Origin of the sequence: Flavobacterium sp. HSC-61S13 (genome assembly GCF_024171535.1) — a bacterium.
In the GTDB taxonomy this organism is placed as follows: Bacteria; Bacteroidota; Bacteroidia; order Flavobacteriales; family Flavobacteriaceae; genus Flavobacterium.
Genome location: NZ_JALJZV010000005.1, coordinates 216,015 through 232,842 on the forward strand (window position 1 = coordinate 216,015; position 16,828 = coordinate 232,842).

General features: G+C 37.7%; 16 protein-coding genes. 7 read left to right on the top strand and 9 right to left on the bottom strand.

Translation table 11 applies throughout. From position 1 onward, the window contains the following. Positions 1 to 21 precede the first annotated feature (21 nt). The 6 genes from L1275_RS07065 to L1275_RS07090 form a co-directional block, all read right to left on the bottom strand. A complete protein-coding gene (locus tag L1275_RS07065) occupies positions 22 to 1,071 on the bottom strand; it encodes an endonuclease/exonuclease/phosphatase family protein (protein ID WP_253471232.1) in 1,050 nt (349 codons plus the stop codon). Positions 1,072 to 1,168: 97 nt separating this feature from the next. Further along, entirely contained in the window at positions 1,169 to 2,065 is an 897-nt protein-coding gene (locus L1275_RS07070) for a rhomboid family intramembrane serine protease (protein WP_253471241.1), read from the bottom strand. 30 nt (positions 2,066 to 2,095) lie between these two features. Then, a complete protein-coding gene (locus L1275_RS07075; protein WP_253471243.1) occupies positions 2,096 to 2,851 on the bottom strand; it encodes a rhomboid family intramembrane serine protease in 756 nt (251 codons plus the stop codon). Continuing rightward, positions 2,848 to 4,785 (bottom strand): DNA mismatch repair endonuclease MutL, encoded by a 1,938-nt coding sequence (gene mutL / locus L1275_RS07080; RefSeq protein WP_253471245.1) that lies wholly within the window; start codon positions 4,783 to 4,785, stop codon positions 2,848 to 2,850. Before mutL ends, L1275_RS07075 begins: the two co-directional genes overlap by 4 nt. A gap of 176 nt (positions 4,786 to 4,961) precedes the next feature. Next, a complete protein-coding gene (gene ribH / locus L1275_RS07085) occupies positions 4,962 to 5,450 on the bottom strand; it encodes a 6,7-dimethyl-8-ribityllumazine synthase (RefSeq protein ID WP_253471247.1) in 489 nt (162 codons plus the stop codon). An 8-nt stretch (positions 5,451 to 5,458) separates the two neighbouring features. Then, positions 5,459 to 6,244: a tol-pal system YbgF family protein gene (locus L1275_RS07090; RefSeq protein WP_253471249.1), complete on the bottom strand. Its 786-nt coding sequence runs from the start codon at positions 6,242 to 6,244 to the stop codon at positions 5,459 to 5,461. Between the two features lie 133 nt (positions 6,245 to 6,377). On the opposite strand from L1275_RS07090, the gene L1275_RS07095 reads away from it, so the two are divergent. The 4 genes from L1275_RS07095 (at position 6,378) to L1275_RS07110 (ending at position 10,282) form a co-directional block, all read left to right on the top strand. Then, entirely contained in the window at positions 6,378 to 7,469 is a 1,092-nt protein-coding gene (locus L1275_RS07095; protein WP_253471251.1) for a DNA replication and repair protein RecF, read from the top strand. Between the two features lie 54 nt (positions 7,470 to 7,523). Continuing rightward, positions 7,524 to 8,537: a UDP-N-acetylmuramate dehydrogenase gene (gene murB, locus L1275_RS07100; protein WP_253471253.1), complete on the top strand. Its 1,014-nt coding sequence runs from the start codon at positions 7,524 to 7,526 to the stop codon at positions 8,535 to 8,537. 63 nt (positions 8,538 to 8,600) lie between these two features. Further along, positions 8,601 to 9,701, top strand: a complete 1,101-nt coding sequence (locus L1275_RS07105) for a glycosyltransferase (protein WP_253471255.1) — start codon at positions 8,601 to 8,603, stop codon at positions 9,699 to 9,701. Further along, positions 9,698 to 10,282, top strand: coding sequence for an RNA polymerase sigma factor (locus L1275_RS07110; RefSeq protein ID WP_253471257.1), 585 nt, complete (start codon positions 9,698 to 9,700; stop codon positions 10,280 to 10,282). The genes L1275_RS07105 and L1275_RS07110 overlap by 4 nt, the downstream gene beginning before the upstream one ends. Positions 10,283 to 10,424: 142 nt before the next feature. On the opposite strand, the gene hisS is transcribed toward L1275_RS07110, so the two are convergent. Next, on the bottom strand, positions 10,425 to 11,798 hold the full coding sequence (gene hisS, locus L1275_RS07115; RefSeq protein ID WP_253471259.1) for a histidine--tRNA ligase: 1,374 nt from the start codon (positions 11,796 to 11,798) through the stop codon (positions 10,425 to 10,427). 279 nt (positions 11,799 to 12,077) lie between these two features. Between hisS and L1275_RS07120 the strand changes: the two genes are divergently transcribed. Next, a complete protein-coding gene (locus L1275_RS07120; RefSeq protein WP_253471261.1) occupies positions 12,078 to 13,319 on the top strand; it encodes an ABC transporter permease in 1,242 nt (413 codons plus the stop codon). Between the two features lie 143 nt (positions 13,320 to 13,462). On the opposite strand, the gene prmC is transcribed toward L1275_RS07120, so the two are convergent. Then, entirely contained in the window at positions 13,463 to 14,311 is an 849-nt protein-coding gene (gene prmC / locus L1275_RS07125) for a peptide chain release factor N(5)-glutamine methyltransferase (RefSeq protein WP_253471263.1), read from the bottom strand. A 78-nt stretch (positions 14,312 to 14,389) separates the two neighbouring features. Here prmC and ribD point away from each other — a divergent pair, with 78 nt between their 5' ends. Then, a complete protein-coding gene (gene ribD, locus L1275_RS07130; protein ID WP_253471266.1) occupies positions 14,390 to 15,427 on the top strand; it encodes a bifunctional diaminohydroxyphosphoribosylaminopyrimidine deaminase/5-amino-6-(5-phosphoribosylamino)uracil reductase RibD in 1,038 nt (345 codons plus the stop codon). A 10-nt stretch (positions 15,428 to 15,437) separates the two neighbouring features. Further along, complete coding sequence (locus tag L1275_RS07135) at positions 15,438 to 16,055, top strand: YigZ family protein (RefSeq protein ID WP_253471268.1); 618 nt, start codon at positions 15,438 to 15,440, stop codon at positions 16,053 to 16,055. Positions 16,056 to 16,088: 33 nt separating this feature from the next. Here L1275_RS07135 and L1275_RS07140 read toward each other — a convergent pair whose 3' ends face one another. Continuing rightward, positions 16,089 to 16,811 carry a hypothetical protein gene (locus tag L1275_RS07140; RefSeq protein ID WP_253471269.1) on the bottom strand — a complete coding sequence of 241 codons (723 nt, stop codon included), beginning with the start codon at positions 16,809 to 16,811 and terminating at the stop codon, positions 16,089 to 16,091. Positions 16,812 to 16,828: the final 17 nt, after the last annotated feature.

Sequence of the window (16,828 nt, forward strand, 5' to 3'; positions counted from 1 at the left end):
ACACTTCATCAGTACACGCTTTTAATTCACCAGCTCTTCCTTTTTACTCATTTTTAGGCGAGAAACTATCGGATAATGATCTGAATTGATAAATTCATCGTGGGTTGTAAAAGACTTCACCTCGATTTGTTGATCTACAAATATATAGTCGATTCGCGCCGGATAATACATAAAATGATAACTTTTCCCGAATCCATCTCCGGCCTCAACAAAAGCATCCTTTAAATCGCCTCTAATATTGCGATACACATAAGAAAAGGCGCTGTTGTTCATATCCCCACAAACAATTTTGGGATGCCTAGAATCGTCCATATGGGACTGTATCAGCTCCGACTGCAATTGCTGCTCTCTAAACGCAAGACTTAATCGATTAAAGATCAATTTTGATTTTCTCTCATCGATTTTTTCGTGTATATCTGGACTGATATTGACCGATTGTAAATGCATACTGTACACCCTCACTGTATCCTTATCCTTGACAATATCAACGTAAATCACGTTATTATTAGAGTTTGGAAAACGGATTTCTCCTTTATCAATAATTCTGTATTTGGAAAAGATAGCCTGACCGGTCTGAATGTTTTGACCGTGGGAAGTGGTGTACTTGAATTTATATTGTGGAAATTTCAGTTTTGCGTTTTTAGAATACTCCTGTACACATAAGATATCCGGATCTTCATGATCGATAAACTCTTTGATTTTAAACGGTACATCACTGTCTTTAATCCAATTGAATAGATTAAACAAACGCACATTATAGGTCATCACCACGAAGTCTTGATCTTCTGTCAACTCGTCTCTACCGCTAAATTTATAAAATTTCGTTATAAATGTGGTCCCCAACAGTAAGATAACCACGGATAAGAAGACCTGTCGCTTTAATTGAACTCCCCAATACAACAGAAAAAAAATATTAGCAATTAAAAGCAACGGTAAAATCAGCGTTAATACCGATAGAAAAGGAAACAACTTTGGCGCTAAAAAAGGCAGGAAATATCCGAGCAGCGTCATGACTGCCAACACGATATTTAAAAAAAATACTGCTTTATTAAACCACGAAAGTTTTTTCATATATGACTAATACTTTTACATTAAGATTCTTATAGTGTTCCTGTTTTTCTAAGCCAACGGAATCTAAAACTAATTCGATGACCTGCCTAATTGGAAACTATTTCCCGATTTTAAACAAAAAATCCTTTTCTTCTTTGCTAAGGCTGTCGTAACCCGATTTACTAATCTTATCGAGTATGTGATCAATGCGCTGTTGCTCTGGGTCTTTAACAACCCCCGCTGTACCTACACCAATCAAACCGCCTTGTGAAGACTGTGTAGTATGCTGCGTTTTATTAGGATTCACATGCACCTTTTTAAATGGGTGTTTAGCCGGTTTTGGATTAAATAAATTCGCTGCTTTATCAACTACAAACGTAAAGGGTTTGCTGATATCCGTACCGCTTTGTAATGCTTTGATAAATAAAAACCCAAAAAAAGCACCACCTAAATGCGCAATATGTCCACCGGTATTACTAACGGGTATTTGAATTAAATCCATGATCAATAAAGCCAAAGCGATATGCCACATCTTCACCTCGCCTATCAGCAACAAACGTACCGGCATATACGGAGCATAGGTAGCCAAGGCCACTAATGCAGCCATAATTGCAGCAGAAGCACCCACCAATATAATACCTGTACTAAACACAAAACTCGATAATACGTAAAATATACCTCCAAAAACTGCACCAAGACAGTAAACAGCCAAAAATTGTTTTTGGGTAAAATACGTCATAAATAAACGCCCTACGAAGTTCAACACGATCATATTAAAAATCAAGTGAAACACATTGGCATGTAAAAACGCATAGGTAAAAAAGCTCCACGGCCTAGCTAAAGCAATAGTGGTCTTAGACGACAAGCCTATCCACCCCAACAACAAGTGGTGAAACGAAGGAACAAAAGCATTTAAAATAAAAAAAACTACAGAAACGCCTATGTTCCAAAACAATAACTTTTGAACGACACCGCCAATTCTGTATTGCATTTTAAAATCGTCTAAAAGAGCCATGATATACTAGTATTACTTACAAATTTAAAATTAATGATCCCAACGATTTTGTTCAAACTGATTTTTCTTCCAGTACCACATCATCAAGAAACCGACCACAGCTCCACCGATATGAGCAAAATGCGCAATGCCGGTAGATCCTCCAAAAATAGAACCTCCATTTAAGCCCATATACAAATCCATAACCAAAATACCCGGTACAAAATACTTGGCTTTAATCGGTACGGGAATAAACATCAAAGCTAATTCTGCATTGGGAAACATAAAGGCAAAAGCCACCAATAATCCATAGATAGCACCAGAAGCACCAACTGCAGGAACATTATAGGACATGATCATATTCTCTAACGCGCTTGGTGACAGAAACTGCGCCCAAGCTGGACTATACATCCCTCTACCTTGGTTTAAAACAGCAAATATTTCATCCTTCTGAAAACCGTTTGCTACTAAAGTATTCACCCCGTCGTGTACTAAATAATAATTGACACCACTGTGCAATATAGCCGCTCCTAAACCACATGAAATATAAAAAAACAAAAACTTCTTACTGCCCCAAAACTGCTCTAGGGTTGACCCAAAAGAGTACAGCGCAAACATATTGAAAAACAAATGCATCCATCCACCGTGCATAAACATATGCGTCAGGGGTTGCCAATATTGAAAACTGGGGTTTTCAAAATAATATAAGGCTAAATAACCATCCATAGCAGGCACGAATTGTGCTCCTAAGAAAAATATAACGTTTATTATCAACAGTTGTTTTACTGTTTCTGTAATTTGCATCATAAAGTGAATTTTTTGTCGATGTCTTCAACGCGCATCGTGATAAATGTTGGTTTTAAAAATGGGGAAACACTGGGCTCTTTACAAGCAAAAAGTGAATTAACCATGTTTTCTTGTTCTTCGTCATTCAAATACGAACCGGATTTTACGGCCAAACTCAAGGCTAGCGATTTAGCGATACGATCGGTTTGACTAAAACTTACTTCGGGTAATTCTCCCTGTAAATCGTTTAATAAATCTTCTAATACGATAGAGGCCTCGCTCTCGGCAACATGCACTGGAAGTCCTGAAATAACCACTTTATCAGAATCTATAGACTCAAAAATAAATCCGGTTTGCTTTAAGGCACTTTCTAACTCGCGCAACAATTCAATTTCAAAAGGCGCATAGTACAGCGGCAAAGGAAACAACAATTGCTGGCTCGTAGCTTGCTGCACGGTAATATTACTCAAAAACTTCTCATATAAAATGCGTTGATGAGCTCTGCGTTGATCGATAACTACCAAGCCCGATTTAATAGGGCTAATGATATATTTTTTATTGAGTTGAAAAGAACGACTATACGACTTATCGTCGATCAGTCCTTCAAACAACGAACTGGTTTTAACATCCTCTTCCAAGTTCAGTCCAGACAAATCCAGATCATCCGCAGATGATTTCAAACCCTCGTACAAGGTTTCCCACGAACCACTGGTATCGGGCTTTTCAAAACTAGGTGAAAAAACAGGTTTTGAAAAAGCAGATCCCCCACTACTGCTCGCAAAAGATTTTGAAGGAGCGCTACGAGATTCAAACGCCGTTCTACTCTTTTTAGTATCGCTATCGTCCTCACGAAAAGGATTAAAATTCGTATCTACCTGAATGGTTGGAGTCGGCGCCTTTTTTTCCTTAAAATCATAAGGTGTATCCATAGTAGCATCGCGCTGAAAATCCAACACCGGTGCTACGTTAAATTGCCCCAAACTGTGTTTAATCGCCGATCGTAAAATCGCGTACAAAGCTTGTTCGTCATCAAACTTTACCTCGGTTTTAGTCGGGTGAATATTGATATCAATTGAGTTTGGAGGCAAGGTTAAGTACAAAAAATAGCTCGGATGTGTTCCTTCCTTTAACAAGCCCTCAAAAGCCGCTAGTACCGCATGATGCAGGTAACCACTTTTGATAAAACGCTCGTTGACAAAAAAGAATTGTTCACCCCGGCTCCTTTTTGCGAACTCGGGTTTTCCAACAAAACCACTGATCCCTATAATCTCTGTAATTTCCTGTACAGGAACCAACTTCTCATTGGTCTTTGCTCCAAAAATATTGACAATCCGCTGGCGGAAATTTGACACCGGTAGATTAAACATTTCACTACCGTTGTGAATCAATATAAAATGAATGCCACTATGCGCCAAAGCTATGCGTTCAAATTCATCGATAATATGACGAAATTCGACCGTATTAGACTTTAAAAAATTGCGTCTGGCTGGTATATTAAAAAAAAGATTTTTAACGGCAAAAGAAGTTCCTTGCGGAACTACAGCTACTTCCTGCGAAGTAATCTTACTGCCTTCTATCACTAAATGCGTTCCCAACTCATCATCGACTTGACGGGTTTTTAACTCCACATGAGCAATAGCCGCAATCGAAGCAAGAGCTTCCCCACGAAATCCCTTAGTGCTTAAAGCAAATAAATCCTCCGCCACCGAAATCTTCGAAGTAGCATGACGTTCAAAAGCCATACGCGCATCGGTCTCGCCCATGCCTTTACCGTTATCTATAACTTGAATAAGCGTTTTACCCGCTTCCTTGACAACCAATTTAATTTCAGTTGCACCAGCATCTACAGCATTCTCTACCAACTCCTTCACTACCGAAGCCGGGCGTTGAACCACTTCTCCAGCAGCAATTTGATTAGCGACATGATCGGGCAGTAATCGGATTACATTTGACATTTAAAACGTTTTTGGATTTTACACCTAATAAGATTAGAAAATATACTAAAAACACAAAGTTAAAGAATAAAAATGGGCTTTCTAAAGTTGCTTTTTACTAAATATTCTATAAAAAAGAAAACCTGTAAAAAAAATTCTTACAGGTTTTTAAAAGTTTAAGATCAAATTGATTTCATTTAAAATTGCTGATTCAGAGCAATCATTTTCAAAGCCGCTACAGCAGCTTCTGTACCTTTATTTCCATGGACTCCACCACTTCTGTCTAAAGATTGTTGCTCATTATTATCTGTTAATACACAGAAAATAACCGGAACCTCAGAAATTAAATTCAAATCTTTAATTCCCTGAGTAACCCCCTCACATACAAATTCAAAATGCATCGTTTCCCCTTTAATCACGCAACCAATTACGATCACGGCATCGACTTCATGGGTTTCAATCATTTTTTTAGCTCCGAATATCAATTCAAAACTTCCCGGTACATCCCAGCGAATTAGATTCTCTGCTAATAAACCACAATCTAACAAGGCTGCTTCAGCTCCTGCAAACAAACCGTTGGTCACTTTATCATTCCATTCTGAAACAACAATACCAACCGTAAATTCTTTTGCATTAGGCAAAGTCGCTTTATTGTATTCCGAAAGATTTTTATTTGCCGTTGCCATAAAAAATATTATTGTGCCATTCCAATCATCATATCTACCGTAGTAGCTTCACTTGATGACTGATAATTGTTTTTAATATCGTTAAATAATTTCAGTGCTTCGTCTTTTTTACCCAATTCCAAAGCTACCATACCTGCTTTATTTAAAAAACGTGGTGTAGTAAAATCATTTTTATTTATTTCAGCTGCTTTTTTGTAAAAATCAAAAGCATCTTGTTTTTGATTTAATTCTGAAAATGCATCTCCAATTCCTCCTAAAGCTAAAGAACCTAATAACATATCTTTAGAGCTAAATTTCTCTAAATGAGCAATCGCTTCTTTATTTTTTCCTAAGTTCAAATAAGCCATACCCGCATAATAGTTTGCAAGATTTGCTGATTCTGTACCTGAATAAGTTTCCGTAATTCCGATAAATCCTAATTTACCTTCTCCGCCTTTTAAAGCCAAGTTATATAATGAATCACTAGCTACAGGACTTGTTGTTGCTTCTTGAAAATAAGTTTGCGCTTGAAACATTTCGTTTGCAGCTTCGTCATTCTTAGGTTCAACTACGAATTTATCGTACAAAACATATCCTACAGTAAGTAAAGCTATCGCACCAACAGCACCAAAAATATATTTTTGGTTTCTCGCTACCCAGCCTTCCATTTTAGAAGCTCCTTTATCTAATGAATTAAAAACTTCAGCAGTAGTACTATGTTGAGCATTTACTTGACTGAATTGATCGAATTCACCCGCTTCTTTTTCTTCTTCTGGTTTCGGAGCTTTATAACCTCTTTTATTATAAGTTGCCATGTACTAAAAATTTTATGAGTGGCAAAAATAGGATTTTTATTGTAATATAAAAGTGCTTTCTATTGATATTTTATATAATTTGCACCAAAATTCAAAAAATAAGCACTTCCAATCCTAAAAGAACACTTCTCGCGTGTATTTAAAAAAGTTAACCCTACTCAATTACAAAAACATAACCGACCAAAATTTTGATTTTAACAAAAAAATCAATTGTTTTATCGGCAAGAACGGCGTGGGTAAAACAAACGTCCTCGATGCTATTTATTATCTTGCTTATGGAAAGAGTTATTTCAATCCAGTAGCTTTACAAAACATTCAACACGGAACGGATTTTTTTGTGATCGACGGCACTTTTGAAAAGCAAGATCGCGAAGAGCATTTGGTATGCAGCTTGCGCAAGGGACAGAAAAAAACCATTAAAAGAAACGGCAAAGCCTATGATCGCTTTTCCGATCATTTCGGTTTTATTCCGTTGGTAATTATCTCTCCCTCCGACAGTGACCTCATCACTGAAGGTAGTGAAATGCGCCGAAAATTCATGGATAGCGTTATTTCTCAATTGGACTCCAACTACCTTCAACAACTGATTCAATACCAAAAACTAATTGTTCAGCGCAATGCACTTCTTAAGTATTTCGCATTGAATCACACTTTTGAATCGGCTACACTAGAAGTTTATAACGAACGCCTTTCTTTGTTAGCACAACCCATATTTGAAAAAAGGAAGGATTTCATCAATACTTTCACTCCTATATTCAATAGTTACCACAACCAAATTACACAAAAACAAGAATCGGTACAGCTGCGTTACGAAAGTCAACTCTTTGACAAATCCTTGTTGGACTTATTTACAGAAAACCAATCTAAAGACCGCATCCTACAATATACGAGTACCGGAATCCACAAAGACGACCTCGCTTTTGAACTAGACGGACATCCGATCAAAAAATTCGGATCGCAGGGGCAACAAAAATCTTTTTTAATTGCATTAAAACTCGCTCAATTCGATTTTTTAAAAAAACAAAGTGGCGTGGCTCCTATATTGTTGTTTGACGATATTTTTGACAAACTAGACGAAGATCGCGTACGACAAATCATTGAATTGGTTCATCAAGATACCTTTGGACAATTGTTTATTTCCGACACCCACGAAGATCGCACAGAACGCTTACTAAACAGTATCCACCAAGAGTTTGAAATTTTTAAAATTGAAAAACAATTTTAAGGCTTCAGAAAAAGGAAACCGTATCTTTGTAGCTGTTAAATTGACCTGAATAACATGACTCCAGCCACCGACATTTCGTTAAAAGAATTGAATACTTTTGGTATTGATGTTAAAGCTAAACGCTTTATCGTTACCACTCAAACAGAACAACTCCTTAACCTATTAAAACAATATCGTGACGACACCTTATTTTTCTTAGGCGGTGGAAGCAATATGTTACTGACCAAGGATATCGAGGCTTTAGTAATACAATTGGCCATTAAGGGAAAGAAAATTCTTCGTGAAGACGATGACTTTGCTTGGGTTGAAGCTCAAGTAGGCGAAAATTGGCACGAATTTGTTTTATGGACTTTGAAACACAATCTGGGCGGCTTGGAAAATCTTTCCTTAATACCGGGTCAGGTAGGTACGACCCCCATTCAAAATATCGGCGCTTATGGCGTGGAAATTAAAGACCAAATGGTCGAATGTGTAGCCCTGCGAATTAAAGATCTGGAACTCGTAACTTTCTCCAACGAACAATGTGCGTTTGATTATAGAGAAAGCGTCTTCAAAAATGCATTAAAAGACCAGTATATCGTACTATCTGTAGTTTTTAAACTAACTAAAAGAAACCACAAGCTGCATATTGGATATGGTGCTATACAGTCGGAATTGCAACAAAACAACATCATCGAACCCACTATTCACGATGTCAGCAAAGCCGTAATTGCCATACGAGAAAGCAAACTTCCCAACCCCAAGGAAATCGGAAATAGCGGCAGTTTCTTTAAAAATCCGGTAATCTCCACGCAACAATTTCACGAGCTTCAACGAGAATACCCGGAAATACCCCATTACACCGTCAACGAGGAATTGACAAAAATACCCGCAGGATGGCTTATTGAACAAACCGGATTTAAGGGAAAACGCTTCGGTGATGCTGGTGTACACAGCAAACAAGCCTTAGTACTAGTCAATTATGGAAACGCTACTGGTGCAGAAATTGCTCAATTAGCCGCAACTATACAAGAGGCTGTACTACAGAAATTTCACATTGAAATATCCGCTGAAGTAAACATTTTTTAATTGTTTAAATTCCTAGTAAAATCGTACATTTGCTTTCCTTATTTCGAAACGTAAATCACCATTATGCTAACGATTCTATTTTATTTTTTCATTGGAATTGTTTTAATACAAATCATCTATTACATCTCTGTTTTTGGACCAATCACCTTTCGTCAAGCACAGAAATGTACACCGAAAAGAATCCCAATTTCGGTATTGATTTGTGTGAAAAACCAATTTGAGCCCTTAAAAAAGCTCCTTCCACTACTGATCAATCAATCGTATCCCGACTTTGAGATCGTATTGATCAACAATGCTTCTACCGACGACTCCTTAGAACTCATGAAAGACTGTGCTTCACAGTTTCCATTTGTCAAAATTGTAGATGTTGTCAATAATGAAGCCTTTTGGGGCAACAAAAAATACGCCTTGACTTTAGGGATTAAAGCGGCAAAAAACGAATACCTCCTTTTTATTGAACCCGATTCCTATCCGGATTCTCCACAATGGATTATGAACCTCAGCGCCCAATTTACTTTGCACAAAACCATTGTAATTGGTCATGCTCGTATTGAGCCAAAGGCAAAATCTTGGACCAATAAATTGTTTCGATTTCAAAACACTTTGCAAACCTTACACGTTTTTTCCTGGACATTGATGGGCAAACCCTTTTTGGGAAATGGTCGTAATCTCGCTTATAAAAAAGATGAGTTCTTTAGCGTAAACGGATACATAGAACACATGAGCCTTCCCTATGGTGAGGACTCCCTATTTATCAATCAAGTTGCGCATGGTAAAAACACCACTATATGTGATGCTCCTATGGGCTTTACAACAACTGCTGTTAAAAACAACTTTAAATCCTGGACCTCAGCAGTATCCTTTCAAAATAAAACTCTGGCTTTGTTAGGCTTTGGTGATCAATTAAAAATTCGCTTTTTTAATTTCACTCAAATCACCTTATTGATCAGCGCGGCATTATTATTCTCCTTTCAATTTGAATGGATGATCGTATTAGCCATTCTACTCTTTAGATATTTGATCGTCTGGATCTATATGAGCAAAGCTTGCAAAAAATTTAACGAAAAAGATATCAGCTATTGGTTTCCCGCTTTAGAGTTTATTCATACATTTACTCAGTGCGTTATATATATTAGTCATTTGTTTTCACCGAAAAAAATTTGAAAATAACTTCCGAATCCCTAAAAAACAATATCTCTTTAGCTATTGAAGGAGATCAGACCGCGTTTACCTTTCTTCTAAATCACTTTTGGAACGAGGTATTCAATTTTATATTGAAAAGAACAAGCAACGAAGCCGATGCCGAAGACATCACTATTGAAACCTTTGCAAAAGCCTTTGATAAACTGATTTCATACAATGAGAAATACGCTTTCAATACTTGGTTGATCGCTATCGCAAAAAACGTACATATTGATTTAATTCGAAAGAGAAAAAACGCTCATTTTCTAGAGCTCAACAACGACGACGAGGAACAATATTACAAAAACATAGCCGACGAAACTCCGTCTATTGAAGACGAACTGATTCGCAAACAAAACCTAAACACCCTCTTAAATTTAATCAAACAATTAAAACCTCACTATCAAGAGGTGATTCAATTGCGTTATTTTCAAGAGTTAAGTTATAATGAGATTGCAGAAATACTCGAAGAACCACTGAATAATGTCAAAATAAAACTGCTAAGAGCTCGAAAACTGCTGTTGGAAATCATTATACATTATCGACAGAACACCGTAGAGTAAATAGACTTACGTGAAAATTCATAAAACAAAAAGCAGTAGTAAATCAACTTTTACTACTGCTTTTTGTTTTTCAAAAAACCTCATAAAAAAACAGTTATAAGACGAATCTTATAACTGTTTGTATAAAAAACATGGACTGCTATTAGGCTTCCAATATCTGTATCATTTCATCTAAACTCACGATTTGCTGATCTCCCGACCCCAAGTGTTTTAAAGTATATTTTTGTTGGCTAATTTCATCCGAACCAACGATAACCGCATAGGGAATCCCTTTTTTATCAGCATACTGAAATTGTTTACCCATTTTAGCAGCATCGGGATACAACTCTGTTCTAATTCCTAGATCACGTAATTTTAAAACGGCATTAAAAGCATAATCCATTTCCGATTCTCCCAAGTTTAAAAACATCACTTTAGAAGCGGCATTAACGGCATTGGGAAACAATCCCAATTCTTCCATGACCAAATAAATTCGATCTAGTCCAAAGGAAATGCCTACTCCACTAACGTTTTTAAGTCCAAAAATACCGGTTAAATCATCATAGCGTCCTCCGCCTCCTATAGAACCTAGTTGCACGGATTCCGGAGCTGCTACTTCAAAAATAGCCCCAGTATAATAATTCAATCCGCGAGCCAAAGTGACATCTAAATTCAAATTTGCCGATTGCAATCCAGCTTTTAAAGCTTTTTCACAAACAAATCTCAATTCATCAATTCCCTTCATTCCCTCGGTAGAAGTAGCTAACATCTGAGCCAATTGATCTAACTTTTCCGTAAAACTACCCTCCAATTGAAATAACGGAGCAACGGCTTGAATCGCTTCTTCCGAAATTCCTTTTTCAATCATTTCCTTCTTAACACCATCCTCGCCGATCTTATCCAGCTTATCCAATGCCACTGTAAAGTCAATCAGTTTATCTTTAGCACCAATTACCTCAGCTATACCTGATAAAATCTTTCTATTATTAATTTTGATAGTCGTTCCCTGAATTCCAAGAGCAGTAAAAACACTGTCGTATAAAAGGATAAACTCCACTTCTTGCCACAGTGAATTGGACCCAACCACATCGGCATCACATTGAAAAAATTCTCTATAACGCCCTTTCTGTGGACGATCCGCTCTCCACACCGGTTGAATTTGATAACGCTTAAACGGAAAATCAATTTCATTTTGGTGCATGACTACATATCTCGCAAAAGGCACCGTCAAATCGTATCGCAAAGCCTTTTCAGAAATATGTGGAGTCAATTTCTGGCTGTCTTTATTGGCTAAAACCGCATCGTCTGCCTTAGCTAAATAATCACCTGAATTAAGTATCTTAAAGATCAGACGGTCTCCCTCTTCTCCATACTTACCCATCAACGTTTCATAATTCTCGAAAGAAGGCGTCTCGATGGGATGGAATCCAAATTTTTCAAACCCCTGTCTGATCGTCTGAATAATATACTGTCTTCTCGCTACTTCACTCGGTGAAAAATCTCGGGTTCCCTTTGGAATACTGGGTTTTTGTGCCATTGTCTCTTATTAATTGATATCTTTTACTACTTACACAAAAATAGTCCTTTTTTTAGGATTATCGAGAATCGACAAATAGATAATTTTATAGATGGAAGCAAACACCCGAGTAATTTTTTTTTATCAACTACTTTTAAAACCAAATACCCGCTATCTTTACTAATTAAAAGACCACATCATACCACCTATATAATAACTTATTTTTAAATTTACCCACTAGCCAAGGATAATTTTGCCGCTAACTGTAACAAAACACTTCCGAAAGCTACCTATAGATATATGCTTAGACTCGTAAAAGAAAATACCAAGATTGCCTTAGGCGCTATTCGCTCCCAATTGTTGAGAACGGTGATAACTGTTTTCATCATTGCCATTGGTATTTGGGCTTTAGTTGGAATTTTATCGGTTGTATCCGCATTGAAAAACACGATTTTAGAAGATTTCGCGACCATGGGTGCCAATACCTTTTCAATTGAGCAATACGACTACGCTTCAAAAATGACCAAAACTAAAAGCGACAGCAAACCCAATCCGATATTTACTTATGCCGAAGCCAAGACTTTCAAGGAAACCTTTGATTTTCCATCGGCAGTCACCTCCATTTCTTTTAATGCAGCATCGAATATCGAAGTCAAACACGAATCGGAAAAAACAGATCCGGAAATTCAGGTTTTTGGTTGCGACGAAAACCATTTTCTCAACAGCGGTCTCAAATTAAGTTCAGGAAGAAGTTTTACTGATTTTGACATCAGTAATAACATTTACGTCTGTGTGGTGGGGTCTGATTTTGCAAAAGGGTTGTTTAAAAACGTTTCACCTATCGGCAAAACACTTTCGATACGAGGCACTAAATTTAAAGTGATCGGAATCTTAAAAGAAAAGGGAAGTACTTTTGGTAAAAATGAAGATTTAAGGGTTTTTATCCCCCTACCGATAGCTCGATCCATCTTTTCACAACCTGCTATCAATTACGAAATCAAGGTTTCTGTACGTCAAGAAATGCTCTTAAATCAGGGTATTGATCAGGCTACAGTAGTCATGAGAAACATTCGAAACTTACCGCCGAGTCAACCAAATAATTTCGGTATCGAACGCAGTGATGATTTAGTAAAAACACTGATGTCTCAGGTCGATATGCTGAATGCCAGCGCCTGGTTGATAGGAATTATCACCATATTAGGATCTTCTATTGCACTGATGAATATCATGTTGGTCTCCGTTACCGAACGGACCAGAGAGATTGGTATTCGAAAATCATTAGGAGCCAAACGCAGTACTATTGCTTGGCAATTTTTCACAGAAACTCTTGTGATTGGTCAATTGGGAGGACTATTAGGCACTATACTTGGAATCGCAACCGGTTACGGAATATCCACCGTTATTCACTTTGCTTTTACCATACCATGGGTAGCGATTATCGCCGCTTTTATCACCACTTTTGTAGTAGCTATCGTTTCAGGATCCTATCCCGCTATCAAAGCATCACGCCTAGATCCGGTTGAAGCCCTGCGTTACGAATAATGCAAATACCGCTATAACAATTGATTTAAGAGGATTCATTTACCTCAATTGAAGATACGATCTTTATTTGATTCAATAAGCATTTACCAATACCGCTACTATCGAGTAACCTCCAATGTTATCGCAAAATAAACCGCCAACAACTATCTCTTTCGCGCGCGAATCATGCGATCATTGTCGCGGTAATCCTTTTTTAATTCTGGAGTATCAAATTGCACGGCATCTATTACTGCAAGGGTTTCAGCGCCCAAATACTGATTGATCTCAAAGAACAGATAGCCTCCAGGGACCAAAGACTGAGTTGCCAATTGGGCTATTTTTCGATAAAAGATCAAAGGGTCTTCATCCGACACAAACAAGGCCAGTTCCGGCTCATATTGTTTTACGTTATTGTGTATTTCTACCTTTTCCAATTCGCGAACATAGGGTGGATTGGACACTATAATATCAAAAGACGCTGACAAGTCATCAAGCTCTAAAACACTTTGAGACATCCATTGTATATCCACTTCATTCAAGACTGCATTTTTCCGGGCAATGCTCAGCGCTTTTTCGGAAACATCCATAGCGGTTACTCGTGCTAAGGGAAGTTTTTTAGCCAGAGTAATAGCAATACAACCGCTACCCGTTCCGATATCGAGTATACGAATCGCCTTATCTTTGGGAACCGTTTTTAAAATCCACTCCACCAACTCCTCTGTTTCCGGTCTGGGAATCAACACCCCTTCTTCGACATAAAAGGTCAAATCATAAAAGAAAGCCTGGTTAAGCACGTATTGCAGCGGCCGTTCCCGTTGCAATTCACTTAAATAACGCTGCCACAACACCAAGTTTTCATCAGAGGTCTCGAGTTCTGGACTTAAAATCAAATCAATTCGTGTTTTATTTTCCAAGCGCTCTAGCGAACGGTAAAAAAAAACCGCTATTTCTTCTGGTTCAAAAAGATCTTTAAGGGTTTCTGTAAATTGATTTTTAAGATTTTTAAGCTTCATAGCGCATTGCGTTTTTAGACAAACTAGCTTCTTTAATTGAAAAAGCTTAATTTTGTTCAAAGATACAGTTTTATAATTTTGGAGACACACAAACCTTTTATTTTAAGATGCCTTGAATTGGCCAAACAAGGCACATTTGACGCTTTACCCAACCCCAGTGTTGGTGCTGTAATCGTACACCAAGGACGCATCATTGGTGAAGGTTTTACTTCTAAATACGGCGGACCGCATGCCGAAGTCAACGCCATAAATTCCGTTGACAATCACGAGTGGCTTAAAGAATCCACCCTATATGTCAGTTTAGAACCTTGTAGTCATTTTGGCAAAACACCTCCTTGTTCCGACTTGATTATAGCCAAAAAAATTCCGCGAGTAGTGGTCGGTACGATCGACCCCTTTGCAGAGGTTTGTGGCCAAGGTATAAGCAAAATGAAAAACGCAGGTATTGACGTGATCGTCGGCGTGTTAGAGGAAGAATGCCAAGATAGCAACAAACGATTCTTTACCTTTCATCAACAAAAACGCCCCTATATTATATTGAAATGGGCCGAATCTGCCGATGGTTTTATCGCTCCGAAAAAGCGAGATGAAGCTAAACCAGTTTGGCTAACCAATTCCTATTCCAGACAATTGGTACATAAATGGCGCAGTGAAGAAATGGCTTTTTTAGTGGGTGCACAAACCGTCATAGACGACAATCCATCACTAACCACCCGGGATTGGTATGGCAAAAACCCCGTTCGAATTTTTATCGACCGAGAAGGGACCATCCATCCAAACCACAAGGTATACGATGGTAACGTCAAAACTATCTGTCTAACACAGAACTCGAATTTAATTTCTCGTGAAAACCTAATTTACGAAGTGGTTGATTTCTCTTTATCCCTACCGATGCAGTTATGCGCGATACTCTTTCGCCATAAAATCTGCTCTGTAGTCATAGAGGGCGGAGCAAAAACCCTACAACAATTTATCGATGCGAACTTGTGGGATGAAGCCCGTATTTTTAAAAGCAGCGTACTACTTCATCAAGGAACTAAAAAACCTTTGATAAACTTCAGTAGACAACAGCTAACAGCTGTATTAGAAGATCAGCTCCTATTGATTCAACCGTAAAAAAAGACCCTTGGAAAAAGACACCTACCGAACCTTAGAGCACGCTTCAGAAGAAATTCTATTTAAAGAAAAAAACAGTAAGTTTTTTGGATATGCCTTTCCGATTCAAAGTGAAGAGGACGTAAAGCAACACTTGGAAGATTTAAAAAAATCCCATCATGCTGCCAGACATTGGTGTTACGCCTTCCAATTGGGAACAGACAAACTGTATTTTCGCGTCAATGACGACGGAGAACCCAACAACAGTGCCGGAATGCCTATTTATGGGCAGATACTGTCCTTCGATCTGACCAATGTACTGATTGTAGTAGTTCGTTATTTTGGAGGCGTTAAACTCGGCGTAGGCGGTTTAATCACAGCCTATAAAACTGCTGCTCAAATGGCTCTGGAAAATGCGTCGATAATAGAAAAGACCATCGATAAATTTTTCCGTATAGAATTTGAGTACAAAGACATGAATAAAGTCATGCGTGTAATCAAGGAAAAAAACTTAAATCTCGTAGATCAAAAAATGGAAATGAGTTGTGAGATCACCTTATCGGTCCGTAAAAACGAATATCAAAATGCCCTAGAAGCTTTTGAGCCCCTGTATGAAGTCCGCATCATCACCGACGAGGACCTCAACTAAATACTGGTCAATGCAAAATACCGTTTTTCCTTTTTATTTTATTTTATGCAGTTCCTTAAACCGAACCGCTAGTTCTGCTAATTCCAAATCCTTTTCTTCTCTATTACTCCAATTCAGGATATCATAACCCGGTTGTTCAATTACAAAATACGAAAAAGCATCGGTATACTCTTCTGGGATATGAAACCGTTTTACCAAATACTCTTTTGGGTAGAATTTTTTAAAGTATTGAAAATTAATATCGTCTTTTTCGTAATCGAGCATTTTGCGTTGCATTTTTCTTTTACCGTTAAACACATTGATTAACGGGCCCAAACCCAAAGATGTGAAGCTCAAAGGAAAATAGCTTTCAGATCTATAGATCCGTTCCGCTTTCGAATACGTTTTCATTTTAAAACCTAGGGGATCTACTTGCTTTCCCTTTGAATCAATTATAATTTCTTCTAACAACTGATCGTTTTTCAGTAACATCAACTCCAATTGCTTGGATTGGATGATCTCGTCTGTCACAGTGACGTTTTCCATTTTAATATTATTAGCCCAAAAGGACAATACATCTCCCTTTTGAACTAAAATCGAAAAATACCCCGTAAGATCACTTTGGGTTTGCTTTCCACTGTTTATATTCTTCAAATAAATCACTTGAGGCTCACTTTTATAAACCTTGGCACGACCATCGATCAGAATTCTTTCTTGAGCAAATACGGCACTACAAAGCAGCGTAAACAAAACCAAAAACTTATAGCTATTTTTCATTAGTTAATTTTTAAAGG

Coding starts and splice junctions, on each gene's coding strand:
- ribH (WP_253471247.1), bottom strand. CDS start 5,450: ATGGCAACGGCAAATAAAAATCTTTCGGAATACAATAAAGCGACTTTG.
- L1275_RS07075 (WP_253471243.1), bottom strand. CDS start 2,851: ATGATGCAAATTACAGAAACAGTAAAACAACTGTTGATAATAAACGTT.
- hisS (WP_253471259.1), bottom strand. CDS start 11,798: ATGGCACAAAAACCCAGTATTCCAAAGGGAACCCGAGATTTTTCACCG.
- L1275_RS07140 (WP_253471269.1), bottom strand. CDS start 16,811: ATGAAAAATAGCTATAAGTTTTTGGTTTTGTTTACGCTGCTTTGTAGT.
- L1275_RS07090 (WP_253471249.1), bottom strand. CDS start 6,244: ATGGCAACTTATAATAAAAGAGGTTATAAAGCTCCGAAACCAGAAGAA.
- L1275_RS07120 (WP_253471261.1), top strand. CDS start 12,078: ATGCTTAGACTCGTAAAAGAAAATACCAAGATTGCCTTAGGCGCTATT.
- L1275_RS07105 (WP_253471255.1), top strand. CDS start 8,601: ATGCTAACGATTCTATTTTATTTTTTCATTGGAATTGTTTTAATACAA.
- L1275_RS07070 (WP_253471241.1), bottom strand. CDS start 2,065: ATGGCTCTTTTAGACGATTTTAAAATGCAATACAGAATTGGCGGTGTC.
- L1275_RS07065 (WP_253471232.1), bottom strand. CDS start 1,071: ATGAAAAAACTTTCGTGGTTTAATAAAGCAGTATTTTTTTTAAATATC.
- mutL (WP_253471245.1), bottom strand. CDS start 4,785: ATGTCAAATGTAATCCGATTACTGCCCGATCATGTCGCTAATCAAATT.
- prmC (WP_253471263.1), bottom strand. CDS start 14,311: ATGAAGCTTAAAAATCTTAAAAATCAATTTACAGAAACCCTTAAAGAT.
- murB (WP_253471253.1), top strand. CDS start 7,524: ATGACTCCAGCCACCGACATTTCGTTAAAAGAATTGAATACTTTTGGT.